The organism is Candidatus Pantoea rara (assembly GCF_051136265.1).
Lineage (GTDB): Bacteria > Pseudomonadota > Gammaproteobacteria > Enterobacterales > Enterobacteriaceae > Pantoea > Pantoea rara.
The window spans coordinates 668,121-689,200 of the sequence record NZ_CP194942.1 but is presented as its reverse complement, the minus strand read 5'-3'; the positions used below and the strand labels follow the sequence as shown (position 1 = coordinate 689,200).

The 21,080-nt window shown below is 55.9% G+C and carries 21 protein-coding genes; 8 read left to right on the top strand and 13 right to left on the bottom strand.

Annotation, left to right across the window (positions count from 1 at the left end; genetic code table 11):
- Positions 1-62 precede the first annotated feature (62 nt).
- Complete coding sequence (gene exbD, locus ACR8BF_RS03405) at positions 63-485, bottom strand: TonB system transport protein ExbD (protein WP_434745545.1); 423 nt, start codon at positions 483-485, stop codon at positions 63-65.
- 6 nt (positions 486-491) lie between these two features.
- A complete protein-coding gene (exbB, locus tag ACR8BF_RS03400) occupies positions 492-1,214 on the bottom strand; it encodes a tol-pal system-associated acyl-CoA thioesterase (RefSeq protein ID WP_179898564.1) in 723 nt (240 codons plus the stop codon).
- Positions 1,215-1,562: 348 nt separating this feature from the next.
- On the opposite strand from exbB, the gene ACR8BF_RS03395 reads away from it, so the two are divergent.
- From ACR8BF_RS03395 to ACR8BF_RS03375, 5 genes are all read left to right on the top strand, one after another.
- Positions 1,563-2,534, top strand: coding sequence for a TRAP transporter substrate-binding protein (locus ACR8BF_RS03395; RefSeq protein WP_292987848.1), 972 nt, complete (start codon positions 1,563-1,565; stop codon positions 2,532-2,534).
- A 46-nt stretch (positions 2,535-2,580) separates the two neighbouring features.
- Complete coding sequence (locus tag ACR8BF_RS03390) at positions 2,581-3,087, top strand: TRAP transporter small permease (protein ID WP_136197353.1); 507 nt, start codon at positions 2,581-2,583, stop codon at positions 3,085-3,087.
- Between the two features lie 13 nt (positions 3,088-3,100).
- On the top strand, positions 3,101-4,387 hold the full coding sequence (locus ACR8BF_RS03385; RefSeq protein WP_313700069.1) for a TRAP transporter large permease: 1,287 nt from the start codon (positions 3,101-3,103) through the stop codon (positions 4,385-4,387).
- Between the two features lie 131 nt (positions 4,388-4,518).
- Complete coding sequence (gene metC / locus ACR8BF_RS03380; RefSeq protein ID WP_292987851.1) at positions 4,519-5,709, top strand: cystathionine beta-lyase; 1,191 nt, start codon at positions 4,519-4,521, stop codon at positions 5,707-5,709.
- Positions 5,710-5,884: 175 nt separating this feature from the next.
- Positions 5,885-6,547 carry a DedA family protein gene (locus ACR8BF_RS03375; protein ID WP_179898568.1) on the top strand — a complete coding sequence of 221 codons (663 nt, stop codon included), beginning with the start codon at positions 5,885-5,887 and terminating at the stop codon, positions 6,545-6,547.
- Between the two features lie 28 nt (positions 6,548-6,575).
- Here the strand turns inward: ACR8BF_RS03375 and ACR8BF_RS03370 are convergent, their stop codons facing one another.
- The gene (locus tag ACR8BF_RS03370) at positions 6,576-7,484 is read right to left on the bottom strand and encodes an AraC family transcriptional regulator (RefSeq protein WP_136197350.1); all 909 of its coding nucleotides are present in this window, start codon (positions 7,482-7,484) and stop codon (positions 6,576-6,578) included.
- A 204-nt stretch (positions 7,485-7,688) separates the two neighbouring features.
- On the opposite strand from ACR8BF_RS03370, the gene dkgA reads away from it, so the two are divergent.
- Positions 7,689-8,513: a 2,5-didehydrogluconate reductase DkgA gene (gene dkgA / locus ACR8BF_RS03365; RefSeq protein WP_179898569.1), complete on the top strand. Its 825-nt coding sequence runs from the start codon at positions 7,689-7,691 to the stop codon at positions 8,511-8,513.
- 91 nt (positions 8,514-8,604) lie between these two features.
- Here the strand turns inward: dkgA and ftsP are convergent, their stop codons facing one another.
- The 4 genes from ftsP to ACR8BF_RS03345 all read right to left on the bottom strand — a co-directional run bounded on the left by ftsP (position 8,605) and on the right by ACR8BF_RS03345 (position 14,191).
- Positions 8,605-10,035, bottom strand: a complete 1,431-nt coding sequence (gene ftsP, locus ACR8BF_RS03360) for a cell division protein FtsP (RefSeq protein ID WP_179898570.1) — start codon at positions 10,033-10,035, stop codon at positions 8,605-8,607.
- Between the two features lie 142 nt (positions 10,036-10,177).
- Entirely contained in the window at positions 10,178-10,915 is a 738-nt protein-coding gene (locus ACR8BF_RS03355; protein WP_136196741.1) for a 1-acylglycerol-3-phosphate O-acyltransferase, read from the bottom strand.
- A gap of 45 nt (positions 10,916-10,960) precedes the next feature.
- The gene (parC, locus tag ACR8BF_RS03350; protein WP_179898571.1) at positions 10,961-13,234 is read right to left on the bottom strand and encodes a DNA topoisomerase IV subunit A; all 2,274 of its coding nucleotides are present in this window, start codon (positions 13,232-13,234) and stop codon (positions 10,961-10,963) included.
- Between the two features lie 192 nt (positions 13,235-13,426).
- Positions 13,427-14,191 (bottom strand): transporter substrate-binding domain-containing protein, encoded by a 765-nt coding sequence (locus ACR8BF_RS03345; protein ID WP_434745544.1) that lies wholly within the window; start codon positions 14,189-14,191, stop codon positions 13,427-13,429.
- A 168-nt stretch (positions 14,192-14,359) separates the two neighbouring features.
- Between ACR8BF_RS03345 and ACR8BF_RS03340 the strand changes: the two genes are divergently transcribed.
- Positions 14,360-14,941, top strand: coding sequence for an NAD(P)H-dependent oxidoreductase (locus ACR8BF_RS03340; protein ID WP_179898572.1), 582 nt, complete (start codon positions 14,360-14,362; stop codon positions 14,939-14,941).
- Positions 14,942-14,990: 49 nt separating this feature from the next.
- Positions 14,991-15,299, top strand: a complete 309-nt coding sequence (locus tag ACR8BF_RS03335) for a putative quinol monooxygenase (RefSeq protein ID WP_031590861.1) — start codon at positions 14,991-14,993, stop codon at positions 15,297-15,299.
- 180 nt (positions 15,300-15,479) lie between these two features.
- Here the strand turns inward: ACR8BF_RS03335 and ACR8BF_RS03330 are convergent, their stop codons facing one another.
- The 6 genes from ACR8BF_RS03330 to nudF form a co-directional block, all read right to left on the bottom strand.
- Positions 15,480-16,379 (bottom strand): LysR substrate-binding domain-containing protein, encoded by a 900-nt coding sequence (locus tag ACR8BF_RS03330; protein WP_314985506.1) that lies wholly within the window; start codon positions 16,377-16,379, stop codon positions 15,480-15,482.
- 93 nt (positions 16,380-16,472) lie between these two features.
- Positions 16,473-18,368, bottom strand: coding sequence for a DNA topoisomerase IV subunit B (gene parE / locus ACR8BF_RS03325; RefSeq protein WP_179898574.1), 1,896 nt, complete (start codon positions 18,366-18,368; stop codon positions 16,473-16,475).
- Positions 18,369-18,417: 49 nt separating this feature from the next.
- The gene (yqiA, locus tag ACR8BF_RS03320) at positions 18,418-18,999 is read right to left on the bottom strand and encodes an esterase YqiA (RefSeq protein WP_313700079.1); all 582 of its coding nucleotides are present in this window, start codon (positions 18,997-18,999) and stop codon (positions 18,418-18,420) included.
- A gap of 3 nt (positions 19,000-19,002) precedes the next feature.
- Positions 19,003-19,830: a 3',5'-cyclic-AMP phosphodiesterase gene (gene cpdA / locus ACR8BF_RS03315; protein WP_179898576.1), complete on the bottom strand. Its 828-nt coding sequence runs from the start codon at positions 19,828-19,830 to the stop codon at positions 19,003-19,005.
- A gap of 42 nt (positions 19,831-19,872) precedes the next feature.
- Positions 19,873-20,298 (bottom strand): DUF1249 family protein, encoded by a 426-nt coding sequence (locus ACR8BF_RS03310; protein WP_008925735.1) that lies wholly within the window; start codon positions 20,296-20,298, stop codon positions 19,873-19,875.
- Positions 20,295-20,930: an ADP-ribose diphosphatase gene (gene nudF, locus ACR8BF_RS03305; protein ID WP_179898695.1), complete on the bottom strand. Its 636-nt coding sequence runs from the start codon at positions 20,928-20,930 to the stop codon at positions 20,295-20,297. Before nudF ends, ACR8BF_RS03310 begins: the two co-directional genes overlap by 4 nt.
- Between the last annotated feature and the right edge of the window lie 150 nt (positions 20,931-21,080).

Here is a 21,080-nt window from a genome sequence, read left to right as displayed (position 1 = left end):
GGCGCGCGAGTATAAAAAAAGGCGACCTGAGCAGTCGCCTTTTATTCGTGCCGGATAACACGCTATTTCTTCACGGTTTCCATGCCCATCAGACCAATTTTCAGATAGCCCGCCGTCCGCAGCTTGTCCATCACGCCCATCAGTGTTTCATAATCTACCGACTTATCTGCCTGGAAGAAAATGGTGGTCTCTTTATTGCCCTGAGTCTGGCTGGTCAGCACGTTCACCAGCGAATCCGGCGTGACCTGATCGTTACCGACGTAAAGCTGCTTATCCGCTTTAATCGACAGGTAAACCGGCTTCTCTGGTCGTGGCTGCGGGGCGCTGGTTGAGGCGGGCAGATTGACACGTACGTCGACCGTAGCCAGCGGCGCGGCCACCATAAAAATGATCAGCAGCACCAGCATGACGTCGATAAACGGCGTCACGTTGATTTCATGCATTTCACCGTCGGTTTCCAGATCGTCGTTTAATCGCATTGCCATAACAACTTACCCTAAACGCAGTTTCTGAGCGGTCGCAGGACGCGGAACGTCGGTGGCGACGGTGCCCAGGTCGATATCACGACTCTGCAGCAGCATGACCTGAGCGGCGACATCACCCAGCGAGGCTTTATAGTTAGCGATCATGCGGGCAAAGATGTTGTAGATCACGACGGCCGGAATAGCGGCCACCAGGCCCACCGCCGTCGCCAGCAGCGCTTCGGCGATACCCGGAGCCACTACCGCAAGGTTGGTGGTCTGGGTTTTCGCGATGCCGATAAAGCTGTTCATAATGCCCCAGACGGTGCCGAACAGGCCGATAAACGGGGCGACAGAACCGATGGTTGCCAGGAAGCCATTGCCACGGCCTGCATGACGGCTGAAAGCAGCAACGCGACGCTCAAGACGGAAACTGGTGCGATCTTTAATGCCGTTGGTGTCTTCCACGCCCGCCGAAAGTTCAAGTTCATTCTGCGCATCGTTCAGCAGCACGATGCTGTGGCTGTGACCGGTAAACGACTGAGCAATGCGGGCGGCGTCATTGAGACTGCGGGCTTCGCCCAGAGCCAGTTGCTCACGCTTCAGACGGCGTTTAGCGGCGCTGAGTTCGGCATATTTGCCGAAGAAAATCGCCCAGGTCACCACTGAGGCCAACAACAGGCCAATCATGACCACCTTTACCACGATATCGGCATGTTGATACATGCCCCAAACGGAAAGGTCCGTTTGCATCAAATCACTGGCTACCACGCTGCTTCTCCAACTTCTGATTCAGGGATGCGAAACAAGCGCGAATAATAGCAAAATAGCGGCGAATTGATAGTAGTTCTCATTAGTATTTACAAACCCAATCGCCGTTATTGACCTCCCATTGACCTTGTTTAAACACTTTTTTCAGGGATGTTTCGAAAATGTGAAGTTGCATGAAAATTTATTAAAACAACGTTTCAAAATGTGACGTGATTCATTCAATCAGCATTGCTGCATTTTACTCAGACGCGTTTTCACTATGCTGGCTGCACACGGCCCTGTGCGGTTAGCCCAGACTCCAGGCCGTCCTACCTCTGCGGGAGACATATAATGAGAATGACGAAAACATGCCTGGCCAGTGCCCTGGCGGCGATGATGATCAGCGCCACCGCCACGGCACAGGTAATTAAAGTGGCTGAAGTCCAGCCTGCCGGCTATCCCACTGTGGTCGCCCTGCAACACATGGGTGACAAACTGAAACAGGCCACCGATGGACGGCTGGAGATGAAGCTCTACGCCGGTGGCGTGCTGGGCGATGAAGATCAGACGCTGCAACAGGTGCAGTTGGGTGCCATTGATATGATCCGGGTCTCGCTGGCGCCGGTCACCTCGATTGCTCCGGAAACCAGCGTGCTCACCCTGCCCTACATTTTCCGCGACGTTGACCACATGCACAAAGTGCTGGATGGCGAGATAGGCCGCGACATTGCTGACAAGTTCGACAAAGATCCCAATGCCCGCATGGTGTTCCTGGGCTGGACCGATGCCGGTGAGCGCAACATGATTACCAAGAAGCCACTGGCAAAGCCGGACGATCTCAAAGGCATGAAGATCCGGGTTCAGAACAGCGCTATCTCACTGGCGACGCTGAAAGCGATGGGCGCGAATCCGGTGGCGATGGGCGTCAGTGAAGTGTTCAGTGCGATGCAGACCGGCGTGGTCGATGGCACCGAGAACAACCCACCCACCTTTGTTGCCCATAACTACATGCCGGTCGCGAAGTACTACACCCTCACCGGCCACTTTATCCAGCCAGAGATGATCCTGTTTTCAAAGCGCGCCTGGGATCGTCTGAAGCCCGAGGATCAGGCACTGCTGAAGAAACTCGGCAAAGAGGCGCAGGATGAGGAGCGCCAGCTCTGGGCGACCTACACCGAACAGTCGATTGCCAAAATGAAGGCAGGCGGCGTGACCTTCCAGCAGACAGACCGCGACTACTTCGTTAAAGCGACCCAGCCAGTGCGCGATCAGTTTGGCGGCAAATATCAGGATCTGATGACCCGGATCGCTGAGGTGAAATAACCCAGACGCCACACTGCTGTGTGGCGTACTTAATCAGGGATCAACTATGTCTGCTTATACGCGTCTGATGGATGGGCTTTATCTGCTCTGTATGCTGGTGGCCGCCGTGGCGCTGTTGATCATGGTGACGGTGATCCCGATTGGGATCTTCGCCCGCTACGTGATGAACGGCGCGCTCTCCTGGCCTGAGCCGGTCGCCATTATCTGCATGATTATTTTTACCTTTATCGGTGCGCCGGTCGGCTTTCGTGCCGGAACCCATATCTGCGTGTCAATGGTTACGGATCGTCTGTCACCTGCCCGGCAGCGTCTGATGCTACGGGTCTGCGATCTGCTGATGATCATCACCTGTCTGGTGATCTTTCAGGCCAGCTACAGCCTGTGCGAAGCAATGTGGGTGCAGACGCTCGCTTCCCTTCCAGCGGTGACCTACGGCGAGATGTATCTGCCGATCCCGATTGGTGCCCTCTTCACCCTGCTGTTTGTCATTGAACGATTGCTGACCGGCGATCAAAGTCAGCGGCCTATTGTCACACTGGGCGGCACCCACTAATCCGGAGCAGAAGATGGATGCATTAATCTTGATAGGCAGTTTGCTGGTGTTGCTGTTAGTGGGTTTTCCGGTCGCCTTTGCGGTCGGCCTGAGCGCCTTTATCGGTGCCTGGTGGATCGATCTGCCGCTGGAAGCGGTGGTGATCCAGATTACCAATGGGATTAACAAATTTTCGCTGCTGACCATCCCGTTCTTTATCCTCGCAGGTGCGATCATGGCGGAAGGTGGCATTGCCCGGCGGCTGGTCAACTTCGCCTATATCTTTGTCGGCTTTATTCGCGGCGGCCTCTCGCTGGTTAACATCGTTGCCTCAACCTTCTTTGGCGCCATCTCCGGGTCGTCGGTGGCGGATACCGCCTCGATTGGATCGGTGATGATTCCGCAGATGGAGGAGAAAGGCTATCCTCGCGATTTTGCCGCGGCGGTGACCGCCAGCGGCTCCGTGCAGGCGGTGCTGACGCCGCCCAGCCATAACTCGGTGATTTACTCGCTGGCGACTGGCGGTCTGGTCACCATCTCCTCACTGTTTGTCGCGGGTATCCTGCCGGGACTGATGCTGGGGGGCTGCCTGATGGTGATGTGTCTCGGTTTCGCGCGTAAACGTGGCTACCCTAAGGGCGAGCGTATTCCGTTTCGTCAGGCGCTGAAGATTTTCTTCGACGCGTTCTGGGGCCTGTTCACCGTCGTCATCATTATGGGTGGGATCCTCTCCGGTATTTTCACCGCTTCAGAATCTGCGGCGATCGCCTGTATCTGGGCCTTCTTCGTTACCATGTTTATCTACCGCGACTTTAAATGGAATCAGCTGCATATCCTGCTGTTCCGTACCATTAAAACCGTCACCATCGTGATGGTGCTGATCGCCTTCGCGGCCGGGTTTGGCGCCGTGATGACGTTCATGCAACTGCCAACGATGATCACCGAAGCCTTTACCAGCCTCTCCGATAACAAATATGTGATTCTGATGTGCATCAACATCCTGCTGCTGGTGGTGGGTACGCTGATGGACATGGCACCACTGATTCTGATTCTTACACCCGTATTGCTGCCGGTGGCGACCTCACTGGGCATCGATCCGGTGCACTTCGGCATGATCATGCTGACCAATCTCGGAATCGGTCTGATAACCCCGCCGGTCGGCACGGTGCTGTTTGTCGCCAGCGCCGTCAGTAAGCAGAAGATTGAACAGGTGGTGAGCGCGATGCTGCCCTTCTACGGCATGCTGTTTATTGTTTTGATGCTGATTACCTATATTCCCGCCATTTCGCTCTGGTTACCGCGCCTGATGGGCGTGATGTAAGACAATGAAAACGGGCCCGCTTGCGGGCCTTTTTTTCCTGCGGCGCACTCTGATAATCACCATTGAATCTCAACCCTGCTGGCTGTTTCGTGGTAACGTGAGGGCTTAGTCTGAAGCGGTAAAGGCGACTCATGACCACCAGAAAAATTGATACCACGCTCGTCAGTGCAGGACGCAGCAAGCGTTATACCCAGGGCTCGGTGAACAGCGTGATTCAACGGGCCTCCTCGCTGGTTTTTGATACGGTCGCGGAAAAAAAACGCGCCACCGCCGGTCGGGCAAAAGGTGAACTCTTTTATGGCCGTCGTGGCACCCTGACGCACTTCGCGTTGCAGGATGCGATGACCGAGCTGGAAGGCGGCGCAGGCTGCGTCCTCTACCCCTGCGGCGCGGCTGCCGTGGCGAACGCGATTCTGGCCTTTGTCGAAGCGGGCGACCACGTGCTGATGAGCGGTGCGGTCTATGAACCGACGCAGGACTTTTGCACGAAAATCCTGGCTAAGCTGCAGGTGACAACGGGCTGGTTCGATCACTGCATCGGCAGTGAAATTGGTGCACTGGTGCAGCCCAACACCCGGGTGGTTTTCCTGGAGTCGCCTGCCTCAATTACCATGGAAGTTCAGGATATTCCGGCCATTGTGGCGGCGGTTCGTGCCAAAGCGCCTGAAGCGATCATCATGATCGACAACACCTGGGCGGCCGGTATTCTGTTCAACGCGCTGGCGCACGGTATCGATATTTCTATTCAGGCCGGCACCAAATATCTGATTGGTCACAGCGATGCGATGATTGGCACCGCAGTCGCCAATGCACGCTGCATCGATCAGCTGCGCGAGAACTCCTATCTGATGGGCCAGATGGTCGATGCCGATAGCGCCTACATGGCGAGCCGGGGTCTGCGTACGCTGGGCACCCGTCTCCGTCAGCATGAAGAGAGCGCGATTCAGGTGGCTGAGTGGCTGGCGGCGCGTCCCGACGTGGCAAGGGTGAATCATCCGGCGCTGGCGCAAAGTAAAGGCCATGAATTCTGGCAGCGCGATTTTAACGGTAGCAGCGGCCTGTTCTCATTTATCCTGCAGGAAAAATTAGACGCGCCCAGGCTGGCGGAATATCTCGATCACTTCCATCATTTCAGCATGGCTTACTCCTGGGGCGGCTATGAATCGCTGATCCTGGCCAATCAGCCGGAAGAGCTGGCAGAGATTCGTCCGGCGGGCGGCGTGGATTTCACCGGCACGCTGGTGCGGCTGCATATTGGCCTGGAGCATGTTGATGACCTGCTGGCTGACCTGGAGGCCGGTTTTGAACGCCTGATGCGCTGAGTCAGCACATCAGAAAGTAAACAGAAGATAAACCGGGTTGCGGTGGCCCGCAGAGTTTGCCGGGCAACGCCCTATTTATTGTTAAAATTTATCCCGCATCGTTCAGGTTGTCAGTGAGATCACTGCGCTGTCTGAACGCAGACGGAATGTTCCTTGTGACGTGATGGAATCGCTAATGGGTGTTTTACACGAGATTGTCCAGGCGCTCTGGCATCAGGATTTTGCTGCGCTGGCAAATCCGGATGTGGTGTGGGTGGTGTATGGCGTGATGTTTCTGACGCTGTTTCTGGAAAATGGTCTGTTACCCGCCTCTTTCCTGCCGGGCGACAGTCTGCTTCTGCTGGCAGGCGCGATGGTGGCTAAAGGGGTGATGGATTTTGTACCGACCATGGTGATCCTGACGACGGCCGCCAGCCTCGGCTGCTGGCTGAGCTATCTGCAGGGCCGCTGGCTGGGCAATACGCGACTGGTGAAAAGCTGGCTGATGCATCTGCCCGCGCAGTATCACCAGCGAGCCTGGAATATGTTTAATCGTCACGGTCTGATGGCGCTGCTGGTCGGCCGTTTCCTCGCTTTTATCCGCACCATCCTGCCGACTATGGCAGGCATTGCAGGTTTACAGAATGGTCGCTTCCAGCTGTTTAACTGGCTCAGCGGCATGTTGTGGGTCGGCATTGTCGTGACCTTTGGCTATGGCATCAGCCAGGTGCCGTTCATCAAGCGTCATGAAGATCAGGTGATGGCGATTCTGATGATACTGCCGATGGTGTTGCTGGTGCTCGGCCTGTTCGGCAGCATTCTGGTGATCTGGAAACAGCGTCGGCAGAAACGGGCCTGACGCGCTTAGCACACTGACCCGCCGCCACTCAGGCGGACGGGTCTGCTACTGTCTGTCTGACACGATTGACCTCTTCCCCCGGCGTTACGCCAAAGTAGCGTTTAAACTCCCGCGAAAACTGTGAAGGGCTTTCATAGCCAACCCGCACCGCCGCCGCACTCGCTTTCAGTCCATCGTGCAGCATCAGCAATCGCGCCTGATGCAGGCGATAGCGCTTGAGATACTGCAACGGCGAGGTCTGCGTTACCGTTTTGAAGTTATGGTGAAAGGCTGAAACGCTCATGTTTACTTCTGCCGCCAGCGTATCGACGCTGAGGTTCTCTGCATAGTGATTCTCGATTCGCCGCAGGGCACGCGCGATCAGGCTGAACTGCGTCTGTCGGCTCACGAGAGAGAGCAGCGCGCCGCCAATCGGGCCGGTCAGCACGTAGTAGATAATCTCCCGCACGATGTGCGGCCCCAGTACACGCGCGTCACGCGGCTGGGTCATCACATCCAGCAGCCGCTCAGCGGCACATAGCATCGGTTCCGTCAGCCATGCGGAATGAATGCCCGACGTCTGCGGCTGCGGCTGGAACTGATCGTCATCGCCGATTTCAATCAGCAGATCCTGCAGGCTGGCGGTATCGACGTTAAGGCACAGTCCGGCAATGGGTATCTCCGGTGAGGCCCAGGTTTCGCACTCCACCGGGAGTGGCACGGTGAGCATCAGATACTTGCTGGCGTCATACTGAAATACGGTGCTGCCGAGATAGCCGGTTTTGCTGCCCTGAAACAGGATCACAATGCCGGGCTGATACATCATTGGCGTGCGGGGACGATACTGATTCGCATAAATCAGTGACACATTTTCGACCGGACAAAGACGGTCGTGACCGTGGGTCATTAAGGTGACTACCTGCTGTGCCAGCCGGTGACACAGTGCATCATGCGCCATAGCGACTCCTGTTTCGGCCAAAAAGCCAGTGTGCCGCGCGAATGCCTGAATCGCCAGCAACCTGGAGAATCAGGCAAGAAATTTACTGAATCGGGCATGCCTGCAGAACTGCTGTTGTGACAAGAGCTGAGCAGGCTGACAATTGTTGGCTAGACTTAAGCACAGTGAAATCTCACGGATTAACCGCAACGGAAAGGAGCAACTATGGCAGACCAACCCATTATCAAACTGCGCGATGGCAATATGATGCCGCAACTCGGACTCGGTGTGTGGCAGGCCAGCATTGAAGATGCGCGCCATGCGGTGCTGAAAGCGCTTGAGGTCGGCTATCGCTCAATCGATACCGCCGCCGCCTATAAGAATGAAGAGGCGATTGGTCAGGCACTGCAGGAAACCGACGTGCCGCGTGAAGAGATTTTCGTGACCACCAAACTGTGGAATGACGATCAACAGAACGTTCAGCAGGCGATGGAAACCAGCCTGGAGAAACTGAAGCTGGATCAGGTTGATCTCTATCTGATGCACTGGCCGTGCCCGGAGAAAGACAATTATGTTGATGCCTGGAAGAAGATGATCGAACTGCAGCAGCAGGGTCTGACCAAAAGCATCGGTGTCTGTAACTTCCATGAAGCGCACCTGAAGCGCCTGCTGGATGAAACAGGTGTGACGCCAGTCGTGAACCAGATCGAGCTGCACCCGATGCTGCAGCAGCGCACGCTGCACGCGTGGAACGCACTGCATCAGATCCAGACCGAATCATGGAGTCCGCTGGCACAGGGTGGTAAAGGCGTTTTCGATCAGGACATCATTAAGTCGCTGGCGCAGAAATATGGCAAGACACCGGCGCAGATCGTGATCCGCTGGCATCTGGATAGCGGCCTGGTAGTGATTCCGAAGTCGGTAACGCCAGCGCGTATCGAAGAAAACTTTAAGGTGTTCGACTTCCGTCTGGATAAGCATGAAGTGAGTGATATTGCGAAACTGGACAGCGGCAATCGTCTGGGGCCGGACCCGGAAACCTTTAACTAAAGTCAGAGTGATCTGACACGCTCTGCCCTGCTGCTGCAGGACAGAAAGCGATTCACGCGGTCAGTCGGGTTCTTTCCGCCTGACCGCGCTGCTATGCGGTGGGTTGCACCACCAGTTGGCCCGCTGTCCCGCGGTCGGCCAGTTCCAGCGTCTGACTGTAGTAGACGAACGGGAAGTGATCGGACGAACTTTGCGGGAAGGTAACCAGCAGTTCCACGCTGCCATCGACCCACACCGTATCTTTCCAGCCACGATCTTCACCCATCGGCTGAGCCCCATTGACACTTTTAATCAGGAACATCACGCCCTGAATATGCAGCGCCTGAGGCCGATCAGCGTGCAGAATCCAGCGCTCAAAGGTGCCCTGCTGCGTGGTGGTGTCGATGCGGTTCACATCCCAGAGCGCGCCGTTAATGCCCGGCATGCTGTCACCGATGCGGAATTCACGGGTGCGAACCGCCACGCCATCCAGAATCTGATCGGCCAGCAGTCGCATTGGCAGATTATCTGTCACCAGCGGCAGCAAGCCGGTAGGTCGCAGCGTCAGGATCAGGGTAGAGGTAAGAATAGAGGATGGCTCAAAGAAACCGCGCAGCCGATCCATAATGCCCGCCGCCGCCCCCGCAGTAATCGACACTTCATCGCCCTGCGACATATCTACCAGCACTTCGCGGCGTTCGCCCGGCGCCAGTGACAGACGCTGCACCGCCACCGGTGCAGGCAGATAGCCCTGATCGCTGGCAATGACCATAAATGGACGGTTATCGCTGAGCACCATCTCATAGCGGCGCGCATTTGACGCGTTCAGCAAGCGCAGACGCACCCAGCCGCGTGACACTTCCACAAACGGATTGCGCACGCCATTTACCAGCAGCGTGTCGCCCAGGAAGCCGCCATCCTGCGGCGGGTCATAGACCGGCGTGGCAAAGTTATCGAGCCGTTTGTCCTGAATGATAATCGGGAAGTCATCGACGCCGTAATGCTTCGGCAGCGGTAGCTGCCGGCCGATATCATCTTCCACCAGCCACATGCCCGCCAGACCGTTGTAGATGTGCGGAGCCATGCGGTTTGGGGTGTTGGCATGATACCAGCAGGTTGCAGCCGCCTGACGAATCGGCAGCACCGGCGACCAGTCGACACCGGCCGACATCATACGCGGCGCACCTCCCATCAGTGCACCCGGCAACTGCAGGCCGCTGATGGTCATCGAGACAGGCTCATTCAGACGGTTGCTGTAGATCAGTTTAACGTCGTCGCCGCTGTATACCCGAACGGTCGGGCCAAGGTAGAGGCCGTTGATGCCCCATACCGGCACTTTGTTATTGTCGCCATTAAAAGACCAGTGGCTGCGCTGCATCGTCAGAAACAACGGCTGGCCGCGACGGGATTCCAGCAACGGCGGAATCGGAAGTGGCGTATCGCCATTAGCTGAAGAAGCGGCGTGCGCCGCATGAGGTAGTACACTGGCGCTAAGCGCCGCTCCGGCAGAAAGCTGGATGAACTGACGTCTGCTGAAAGACATAAAACTTCTGACCCTTTACGCGTGGCGCTAAGCGCCGACCCTGTTTTTATTGCTCTGATTTTGCTGTGCTGCGTTCACGGCGAGCCGGATAAGGCCCGCCGTGCGGCATCCATGCAGGATAGTTCGGCGAATGGTTCGCCGGTCAGATTTTTCCGTTTTTTTCGCGTTCTGCGACTTCGGCGTTCAGCTCTTCCAGCTTCGCCGCCATCTGTTCGCGACAGTGCGTGGCCAGCTTACGCACCGACGAGGACTCAAACGCTTTTACATCAACCGGTGGCAGCATCTCAACAATGACCAGGCCGTTGTTCCAGCGGTTGAGATTGATCTTGCCATGGGTGTTTGAGACCACGATCGGAATGATCGGTACGCCCGCCGCCACGGCTGCATGGAAAGCCCCGGTTTTAAACGGCAGCAAGCCACGACCACGACTGCGCGTTCCTTCCGGGAACATCCAGATCGAGATACGCTTACTGTTGAACTGATCCACCAGCTCACCAATGGTGCCGCGCGCTTTAGCACGGTCATCGCGGTCAATCAGCAGGTTACCGGTCAGCCAGTAGAGCAGGCCAAAAAATGGCACCCACAGCAGGCTCTTCTTGCCCACGGTGACCGTATAGGGCTGAACCATTTTGGCCGCCGTGACCATGTCATAATTGTTCTGATGGTTGGCGATGTAGATCGCATTACCATAATTCTCTGCGCCTTCCGGTCTGCGCAGCTCTACTTTAAGGCCAAATACCGTCGACAATTTGCCGAACAGACGACCAAAAGTCGCGACGTGGCGCGGATCACGTGGTGAAAAAAGACACCAGATACAGCCAAAGATACAGATTAGGATCGAATAAATGACGACGATAATGGCACGCAGAATCAGTAACATAGTTCCCTCATTGAGCCACGGCTGACGCAGGGTCAGCCGGGTAGTTTACGCTTCGCTATCCGGGCTCGCCGGACGCGCAGGCGCATCCAGTTCAACACGATCAATTTTTTGCAGGCCACGCGGTAACAGCGTACCGCGACGTCCGCGATCGGCGCGGAATTTCTGTAGTTCTTCACTGCGCAGCAACATTTTACGCTTGCCCACGTGCAGTGTAATCGCGCTGCCTGGCGGCAGGATCATCAGCCAGGCCAGTTTATCCTGACCAGCCGCCGCTTCCGCTGACGGAATCGAGATGATTTTGTTGCCCTTGCCTTTCGACATCTGCGGCAGCTCGCCCACCGGGAACATCAGCATCCGGCCCGCCTGCGTAATCGCCAGCAGCATGTCATCTTCATGATGCACTGCCATCGGTGTCATCACGCGGGCATTTTCCGGCAGCGTCAGCAGCGCTTTACCGGCGCGGTTACGTGATACCAGATCGTTGAAAGTACAGATAAAGCCATAGCCTGCATCAGAGGCCATCAGCAGACGCTGGTCATCCGGCTCCATCAGCACCTGTTCAACCACCGCCCCTGGCGGTGGAGTCAGTTTGCCGGTTAGCGGCTCGCCCTGCCCACGCGCGGAAGGCAGCGACGTTGGATCCAGTGTGTAGCTGCGGCCGGTAGAGTCAATAAAGGCCACCGGCTGATTGCTCTTACCGCGTGCCGCAGCCAGATAGCTGTCGCCCGCTTTATAGCTCAGGCCGGCCGGATCGATATCGTGACCTTTGGCGCTGCGCACCCAGCCCATCTGCGACAGCACAATGGTGACCGGTTCAGACGGCACCAGCTCGGTTTCGCTCAGGGCTTTGGCTTCTTCACGCTCACGCAGTGGCGAACGACGATCATCGCCGTAACTGGCGCTGTCAGCCTGTAATTCTTTTTTCAGCAGAGTATTCATCTTGCGTTCAGAGGCCAGCGTAGCCTGCAGCTGATCGCGCTCTTTTTCCAGATCCGCCTGCTCGCCACGAATCTTCATCTCTTCCAGTTTTGCCAGGTGGCGCAACTTCAGCTCGAGGATCGATTCGGCCTGAGTTTCGCTGATGCCAAAACGCGACATGAGAACCGGCTTAGGCTCATCCTCAGCACGGATGATCTCGATGACTTCATCAATGTTCAGGAACGCAACCAGCAAACCTTCAAGGATATGCAGGCGACGCAGCACCCGATCCAGTCGGTAGTTAAGACGGCGTTTGACCGTATCGCGACGGAACACCAGCCATTCGGTCAGGATCTCATGCAGGTTTTTCACCGCCGGACGGTTATCCAGCCCGATCATGTTGAGGTTAACGCGGTAGCTCTTCTCAAGATCGGTGGTGGCGAACAGATGATTCATCACCTGATCGAGATCGACGCGGTTGGAGCGCGGCACGATGACCAGGCGGGTCGGGTTCTCGTGATCCGATTCATCACGCAAATCCTCCACCATCGGCAGCTTTTTATTGCGCATCTGGTTAGCAATCTGCTCCAGCACGCGCGCGCCTGAAACCTGATGTGGCAGCGCGGTGATCACCGCCTCGCCCTCTTCCTTCTTCCATACCGCACGCTGGCGAATAGAGCCGCGACCGGTCTGATACATTTTGCGGATCTCGTCACGCGGCGTAATGATCTCCGCCTCGGTCGGGTAATCAGGCCCCTGGACAATATCCAGCAGCTGTTCCAGCGTGGTTTTCGGCGAATCGATCAGCGCAATAGCAGCCTGAGCCACTTCACGCAGGTTGTGTGGCGGAATATCAGTCGCCATGCCGACGGCAATACCGGTGGTGCCATTGAGCAGAATATTGGGCAGGCGCGCCGGCAGAATTTTCGGCTCCTGCAACGTGCCGTCAAAATTCGGCTGATATTCCACCGTTCCCTGGCCTAACTCACCTAATAACAGCTCGGCATATTTGGATAGACGGGATTCGGTGTAACGCATCGCTGCAAACGACTTAGGGTCATCCGGTGCTCCCCAGTTACCCTGCCCATCCACCAGCGGATAACGGTAGGAGAACGGTTGCGCCATCAATACCATTGCTTCATAGCAGGCGCTGTCACCGTGTGGATGGTATTTACCCAGTACATCACCTACGGTACGCGCCGATTTTTTAAATTTGGCGTTGGCATTGAGACCCAGTTCTGACATCGCGTAGATAATGCGTCGCTGTACAGGCTTAAGCCCGTCGCCGATATAAGGCAACGCGCGGTCCATGATGACGTACATCGAATATTTTAAATACGCATCCTCGGTAAAGGTATGCAGGGCAAGACGCTCTGCACCATCCTGCGTCAGTTCACTCATGAATTTCTCATCCTCACATCGTGACCCACAACGGCGGGACACCCGGCGGTGGTTTGGCGAGGATAGTACCTTATTCGCTGGTGTTAGTCACAGGGGAAGCGCGGGACAAGGGGCGTCCCGCTACGCGATTTAAGGTGCCGGAGGGACGCCGGATTCAGACCGGCAAGTGCCTGACCTGTCTGTGGAAGTGAATCAGGACTTTGCGCCCATCCACTGGCGGGCAATGTCACCATATTCACCGGTGGCGGTGCTGAGATGCACCCACTGATCGACATAGAGCTTCCAGCTGATATCGTCACGCGGAATCATATAAGCCTTCTCGCCATACTGTAACGGTTTGTCGGGATTGATCGCACAGAGCGTCGGGTAATGCTGCTGCTGAAAACGCGCTTCAGAGGCATCGGTGATCATCACATCCGCCTTGTTATCTACCAGTTGCTGGAAGATGGTGACGTTATCGTGAAACAGCGTCAGTGAGGCTTTCGGCAGATGGCTGCGTACAAAGGCTTCGTTGGTGCCGCCTGCCGGTTCAATCAGCCGCACATCAGGCCGGTTAAGCTCTTCGATGGTCTGGAAGCGATCTTTATCCGTGCAGCGAACCAGCGGGATTTTGCCGTCTGCATCCAGTGGCCGGGCAAACCAGGCGGTCTGCTGACGCTTTAGTGTGACGGAGACGCCACCGACGGCGATATCACACTGCTTTGCCAGAAAGTCCGGCATCAGGGTTTTCCAGGTGGTCGGCACCCACTGCACTTTTGCACCAAGTGAAGTCGCCAGCGCGTTCGCCATGCTGATATCCAGCCCTTCATACTGACCATCGGATCGCAGATAGCTGTAAGGCTTGTAATCGCCGGTGGTGCAGACCTTAAGCGTTTTAGAACTGAGAATGGTGTCGAGATGAGATTGTGCCTGGACAGCACCACTGACCAGCAACAATGCGAGGACGATTTTTTTCATTCTGATTTTTTTCTTTGATGTTTTGATGATGAGTTTGCCAATCGATGGTGCCATAAACCTGCGTATTGTTGCTGCCACAGCAAAAGTCTTGTGATCAACCTCCCATTTTTCTGCGGTCCCGGCACGCGTAAGCTGGGCACCATATTCAGAAAGCGAGGCAACCTATTTATGAGCAAAATTTTAATTATTGATGGCGGCAAAACCTTTGCCCACTCCAAAGGCGAACTGAACCATACCCTGACCGATGTCGCAGCAAGCCAGTTGCGTGACATGGGGCATGAGGTGTCTGTAACTGTGGCTGACAGCAATTATGTGGTCGCCGGGGAAGTGCAGAAATATGTCGACAGCGATGTGGTGATTTATCAGATGCCAGGCTGGTGGATGGGCGAACCCTGGACCGTGAAGCGTTACATCGATGAAGTCTTTACCGAAGGCCACGGCTCGCTCTACGCCAGTGATGGTCGTACCCGCGCTGATGCGGCGAAGAAATATGGTTCAGGCGGTCTGCTGCAGGGCAAAAAATATATGCTGTCACTGACCTGGAATGCACCGCTGCAGGCCTTTACCGACCCGGAGCAGTTCTTTGAAGGCGTCGGCGTCGACGGCCTCTATCTGCACTTCCACAAAGCTAACCAGTTCCTGGGAATGGAAGCGCTGCCGACCTTTATCTGCAATGACGTGATTAAAGCGCCGGACGTGCCACGCGATATTGCTGCTTATCGGACCCATCTTAGCCGCGTTTTTGCGTAAGATGGTTGAGGGGCTATCCCCTATTTTCCCACGAAAGAGGAATTCACGAATGTTAACAGTCGTTGCTGAAATTTGTGTTAAACCCGGTCGCCGTCAGGCCGTGCTGGATGCGGTGAAAAAGCTAATCCCGCTGGTCTTAGAAGAAGATGGCTGCCATCAGTATGACGCGCTGCTGGACCATCAGGCACAGGTGCCGTGGAAGCAGAACTCGCCAGACTCAATTTTCATGCTGGAACAGTGGGAAACGCTGCGCCATCTGGAGCAGCACCAGCAAATGCCACACATGGATGCGCATCGCGCCATCATTAAAGATGATGTGGTCGATGTGAAGATTCTGGTGCTGGAACCCAGCGCCTGATTATTGCTGAAGCCTTGATTCCGGTTGTGTCGCTGGGGTCAGGCTGGTGATAAATTCCGGTCTGACCCTGGTCCCTGCACGCTGAGCGAATGCATTGCGACCAGATTTGCCCGAAGGCGAAATTGTCACCCTCTGAACCTCTGCTCTGTGACAGAGGTTTTTTGTTTCTGACAAACCGGTTTACAGTAGTTGCCGCCGATCAATCTCGCTACGAAGAAAATCCAGAAAGCAGCCGATGCGCGAAGAGAGCGTAGTGTTACGGTAATAGACCGCATGCACCGGCAGCCGCAGTTCGCGGGTTTCAGCAGTTAACACCTGCACCAGCCTGCCCGCAGCGCAATCTTCCCGACTGACAAAGTCCGAGAGCCGTGCAATTCCCTGTCCTGCCAGCGCCAGCTGCCGAATAGTTTCGCCGCTGGAAGCAGAGAGAGTTGGCTTGATACGCATGAAATCGCCATCTGACTGCCAGACTGGCCAGACGTTGAGGGTGTCAGGATAACTGAAGCCGATGGTTTGATGCTGGGCGAGATCGGCAACGCTCTGCGGCGTGCCCGCTTTCGCCAGATAAGCCGGACTGGCCATCAGCCGGATCGCACTGCTGCCGAGCAGCCGGGCGCGCAGCGTTGAGTCACGCAGTTCGCCGATGCGAATGGCAACGTCGGTCTGCTGCTCTAAGAGATCGATCAGGATATCGTCGGTATTCAGTTCAAGCTGGATCAGCGGATAGCGGGCGCGGAAATCGTCCACCAGCGGCACAATCACATGTAGCATAAAGGGCGTTGCAGCGTTTACCCGCAGCCGTCCTGACGGCATCTCGCGCCGCAGGGCAATCTGCTCCTCCGCCTGCTCAACCGAAGCCAGGATCTGGCGCGCATGCTCCAGAAAAACCTGTCCCTCTTCGGTCAGCGCCAGCCGTCGGGTGGTGCGATGCAACAGGGTAGTCTGCAGCTTGCTCTCCAGCCGGGACAATGCACGGCTGATGCCGGAACTGGTCTGTGCCAGCTGGGATGCCGCTGCTGTAATGGAACCGCTGTCCACCACCGCCACCCAGGCGCGTAGCTCTTCCAGGGTAATCTTCACAATGGTTACTGTCTCTGCTCTGAATCTGCCGGGTTCTCTAAGGATGTGCCTGCTGAAGCACAAAGAGAACAGGACGCTTTCGCGTCCTGTTTTTTACACATCGATATCGGCCTTATCGCCTTTTTCCTGCAACCAGTTACGCCGGTCTTCGGAACGTTTCTTGGCCAGCAGCATATCCATCATGCGCAGCGTCTGGTCGATATCCTCTTCGCTGATGGTCAGCTGAACCAGGCGGCGGGTATTCGGATCCAGCGTTGTTTCGCGCAGCTGCAGTGGGTTCATCTCACCCAGCCCTTTAAAGCGCTGAACGTTAGGTTTGCCCTTTTTGCGTTTCAGCTGCTCCAGCACGCCCTCTTTCTCATCCTCGTCCAGCGCGTAGTAGACCTCTTTACCGAGATCGATACGGTAGAGCGGCGGCATGGCGACGTAGACGTGTCCGTTGCTGACCAGTGAGCGGAAATGTTTCACAAACAGCGCACAGAGCAGTGTAGCGATGTGCAGACCGTCGGAGTCCGCATCCGCCAGAATGCAGATCTTGCCATAGCGCAGCTGCGAAAGATCTTCGCTGTCAGGATCGATGCCGATCGCTACCGAAATATCATGCACTTCCTGCGACGCCAGCACCTCATCGGAAGAGACTTCCCAGGTGTTCAGGATCTTGCCTTTAAGCGGCATGATCGCCTGATATTCACGATCGCGTGCCTGCTTGGCCGATCCGCCTGCCGAGTCCCCTTCCACCAGGAAGAGTTCTGTTTTATTCAGATCCTGCGCGGTGCAGTCCGCCAGTTTGCCAGGCAGAGCCGGCCCGCTGGTGAGCTTTTTACGCACCACTTTTTTGGCGGCACGCATACGCCGCTGGGCGCTGGAGATTGCCAGTTCAGCCAGCTGTTCTGCCGTCTGAATATTCTGGTTCAGCCACAGACTAAAGGCATCTTTGACGACGCCAGAGACAAAGGCTGCGCATTGGCGTGAAGAGAGACGCTCTTTAGTCTGCCCGGCGAACTGCGGATCCTGCATCTTGACCGACAGCACATAGGCGCAGCGATCCCAGATATCTTCCGCAGAGAGCTTCACGCCACGCGGCAGAATGTTGCGGTATTCGCAGAACTCGCGCATCGCATCCAGCAGTCCCTGACGCAGACCGTTGACGTGCGTCCCGCCCTGCATGGTCGGGATCAGGTTAACGTAGCTTTCAGTTAACAGCTCACCGCCTTCCGGCAGCCACAACAGCGCCCAGTCCACCGCTTCCACATCACCGGAAAAGCTACCGACAAAGGGTTTTTCCGGCAGCGTCGGTAAGCCATTCACCGCTTCGCACAGGTAATCAGTCAGGCCATCTTCGTAGCACCAGGTCTGCTCGGTATTGTTCAGCTTGTCTTTAAAAACAATCTCAACGCCAGGACAGAGTACCGCCTTGGCTTTCAGCAGATGGGATAAACGTGACACCGAAAAGCGTGGACTGTCGAAGAAGCTTTCATCGGGCCAGAAATGGACGCGCGTGCCGGTATTGCGTTTCGCCACCGTCCCCGTGACGGTCAGATCCTGAACCTTGTCGCCATTTTCAAACGCCATGTCATAGATTTCGCCATTACGGCGCACCGTGACTTCGACGCGTTTTGACAGGGCGTTAACCACAGAAATACCGACGCCGTGCAGACCGCCAGAGAACTGATAGTTTTTATTGGAGAACTTGCCGCCCGCGTGCAGACGACACAGGATCAGCTCGACAGCGGGCACGCCCTCTTCCGGGTGGATATCCACCGGCATGCCGCGACCATCATCAATAACTTCCAGCGACTGGTCAGCGTGCAGAATCACTTCAACCCGCTTCGCATGGCCGCCCAGCGCCTCATCGACGCTGTTATCAATCACTTCCTGACCCAAATGGTTGGGCCGCGTCGTATCGGTGTACATGCCCGGACGACGGCGAACAGGCTCAAGGCCAGTCAGGACCTCAATGGCATCCGCGTTATAGTTTGATTGACTCATCGTAAATGTCTGATTAGAAGGGTGAAATGGGGTGCGATTTCCGCATTACTCAGGAATGATTCAGACCGAGAAAGTTCAGAATCTGCGGGAAATGGCGCTCGAATCCAGTAAATGCATGATTGCCGCCCTCTTCTACCGTGTGACGGCACGCGCTGTAATAGTCGAGCGCCTGTCGGTAATCGAGAACTTCATCGCCAGTCTGTTGCAGCAGCCAGAGTAAATCGGGCGCTTCCAGCGGTTCAATCTGCATTACTTTGAGATCGTAAATGTGGCGTGACTCTAACACATATTGCTGGCCCGTGTAGGGATTCTGATTTTCGCCCAGGAAATCTGCCAGCAGCTCAAAAGGCCGTACCGCAGGGTTGACGACGACGGCTGGCAGCATAAAACATTGTGACAGCCAGGTGGCGTAATAACCGCCCAGCGAAGAGCCCACCAGCCCCAACGTTTCGCCGCTCCGGCTCAACACCAGATCTTCCAGCAGGGCGGCAGCATCGGCCGGAAAGGTCGGCAGCTGTGGCACGATCATTTCGATCTCAGGATGCTGCGTCTCTAACCATTGCCGGAACTGAGTCGCCTTGGCCGACTGCGGCGAGCTGTTAAAACCGTGCAGATAGAGCAATGCCGCCACGCGTCAGTATCCTTCTGAGTCTAAGTCAGGACGAAAAGCATCGGTGTCGAGCCGGTTCACTTCGGTCTCAAGCCCGCCGTCCGGATGCAGGGTAAACCAGCGCCAGCCGGGGGCTACGGTGTCGATCGCAAAGCTGGTACAGTGCGGTTTGAACTGGACACAGGTTGACGGCGTGGCCAGTACCCGGCGACCATGCCACTCCATATCCAGCTCCTGGTGAATATGACCACAGACCAGCGTCCGGGCTAACGGGTAGCGCTGCAGCACGGCATCAAGCTGATGGGAATTGCGCAGGCTGTGCTGATCAAGCCAGGTACAGCCAGAGGCCAGCGGATGGTGATGCAGCATAACCAGCGTATGCCGTTGCGGAAAGCGCGCCAGGGCATTGTCGAGCCAATCCAGTTGATAGTCGCTCAGCATCCCATGCGGAACACCGTAGACCTGACTGTCGAGCAACACAATCTGCCACTGCTCGCCCACCAGCACCTGCTTGTGGGCATTGATGTGGGATGCGGCCAGCGTGTCGACCATCGCGGGCTGAAAATCGTGATTACCAGGCAGCCAGACGCAGGGCCGTGGCAAACGTGAGATACCCTCAGCGAAATGCTGATAGGCTTCGATAGAGTGATCCTGGGCGAGATCGCCGGTGGCGATGATCAGGTCGTAGTCGCGATGTTGCGCAATAATCGCGTCCAGCACCGCTTTATAGCTCGACCAGGTATTCACCCCAAGCAACGATTCATGTTTTCCCGCGAACAGGTGGGTATCCGTGATTTGCAAAATCCTGATTTCGGAACCGTTCGCTGCAGGAAGAGTTAGCAGGCTATCCAAAGCGTTTCCTTCGTCTCCACGCCATTTACTGCATTATACGCATCAGCAGACCGGAACTGCCATCGCGCCATGTGCCAGGCAGTAGCGCAGCCAGTCTGCGAGGAACTGGTTTATCTGATGTTTTTCATCGCGCTGATGCAATTTTTTATTAGGATAATCATAGCGCGCTTTGAAACGATAGATCTGTTGAGTTGAACACACTTCAGCGACCATCGCATCGTGATAGAGCCTGACCGACATCGAGGGCAGACTCCAGTAACTCACGGCAGGCGCGACCTGGCGAATCTCCACCAGCGTGGTGTAGCGTGTCGACTCCTGGATCGTCAGCTGATAACGGGCGCCACTCACCTGATAGATCACCGATTCTCCCGCCTCATCGTTACGCGGCAGCAGGCGGCGTAACTGGGCGAAATTGGTTTCGCAGAGCCGCATCATTTCGGGAAAGTCAGGGGTATAGCGCTGTTTCATTTTTGTATCCACTCTTCGCGTAGTTTTTCATGGTGCAACGCCAGCCATTGCAGGGCGATGACAGACGCCGCATTATCGATTATCCCCTCTTCCACCCAGCGGTAAGCCTGTTCGCGGCTCACGACATGGACAAGAATATCCTCATTCTCTTCCTCCAGACCATGGCATCCCTCTGCCTGGCTGGCATCCACTTCCCCAATCAGCACCGACAGACGTTCGCTGGTGCCACCAGGGCTGGCCAGATAGCTAAGCATAGGCTTAACGCGGCCGACTTCTAATCCTGCTTCTTCAACGGCTTCGCGGCGCACAACCTGTTCGACTGTTTCACCTGGCTCGATAATGCCGGCGACCATCTCCAGCAGCCAGGGTGAAGCACTGCTGTCATAAGCCGGGATGCGGATCTGTTCAATCAGCACCACTTCATCGCGTAAGGGATCATAAGGTAGCAGCACGGCGGCATGTCCGCGCTCAAAAACTTCGCGCTGCACTTCTCCACTCATTTCGCCATTAAACTGGCGGTGGCGGAAGCGGTAACGTTCGACGGAAAAAAAACCATCATAGACGGTTTCGCGTGTAATAATTTCTACATCGTTTTTTGTGAAAGTCACAGGGGATTTTTTTTCTTCCGGCATCATCAGGTTCCTTGTGCAGATTGGCGTGGAGCGAAAAAAGCCTGTAACCGTGCTCCATGTAAGTAGTTCTTTCTGAATTATTTACGTAAATTAGGGGGAGAAGGCACGTTCAGCCAACTTATCTCACAGTTGCCCTCTGCTAGAATCGGC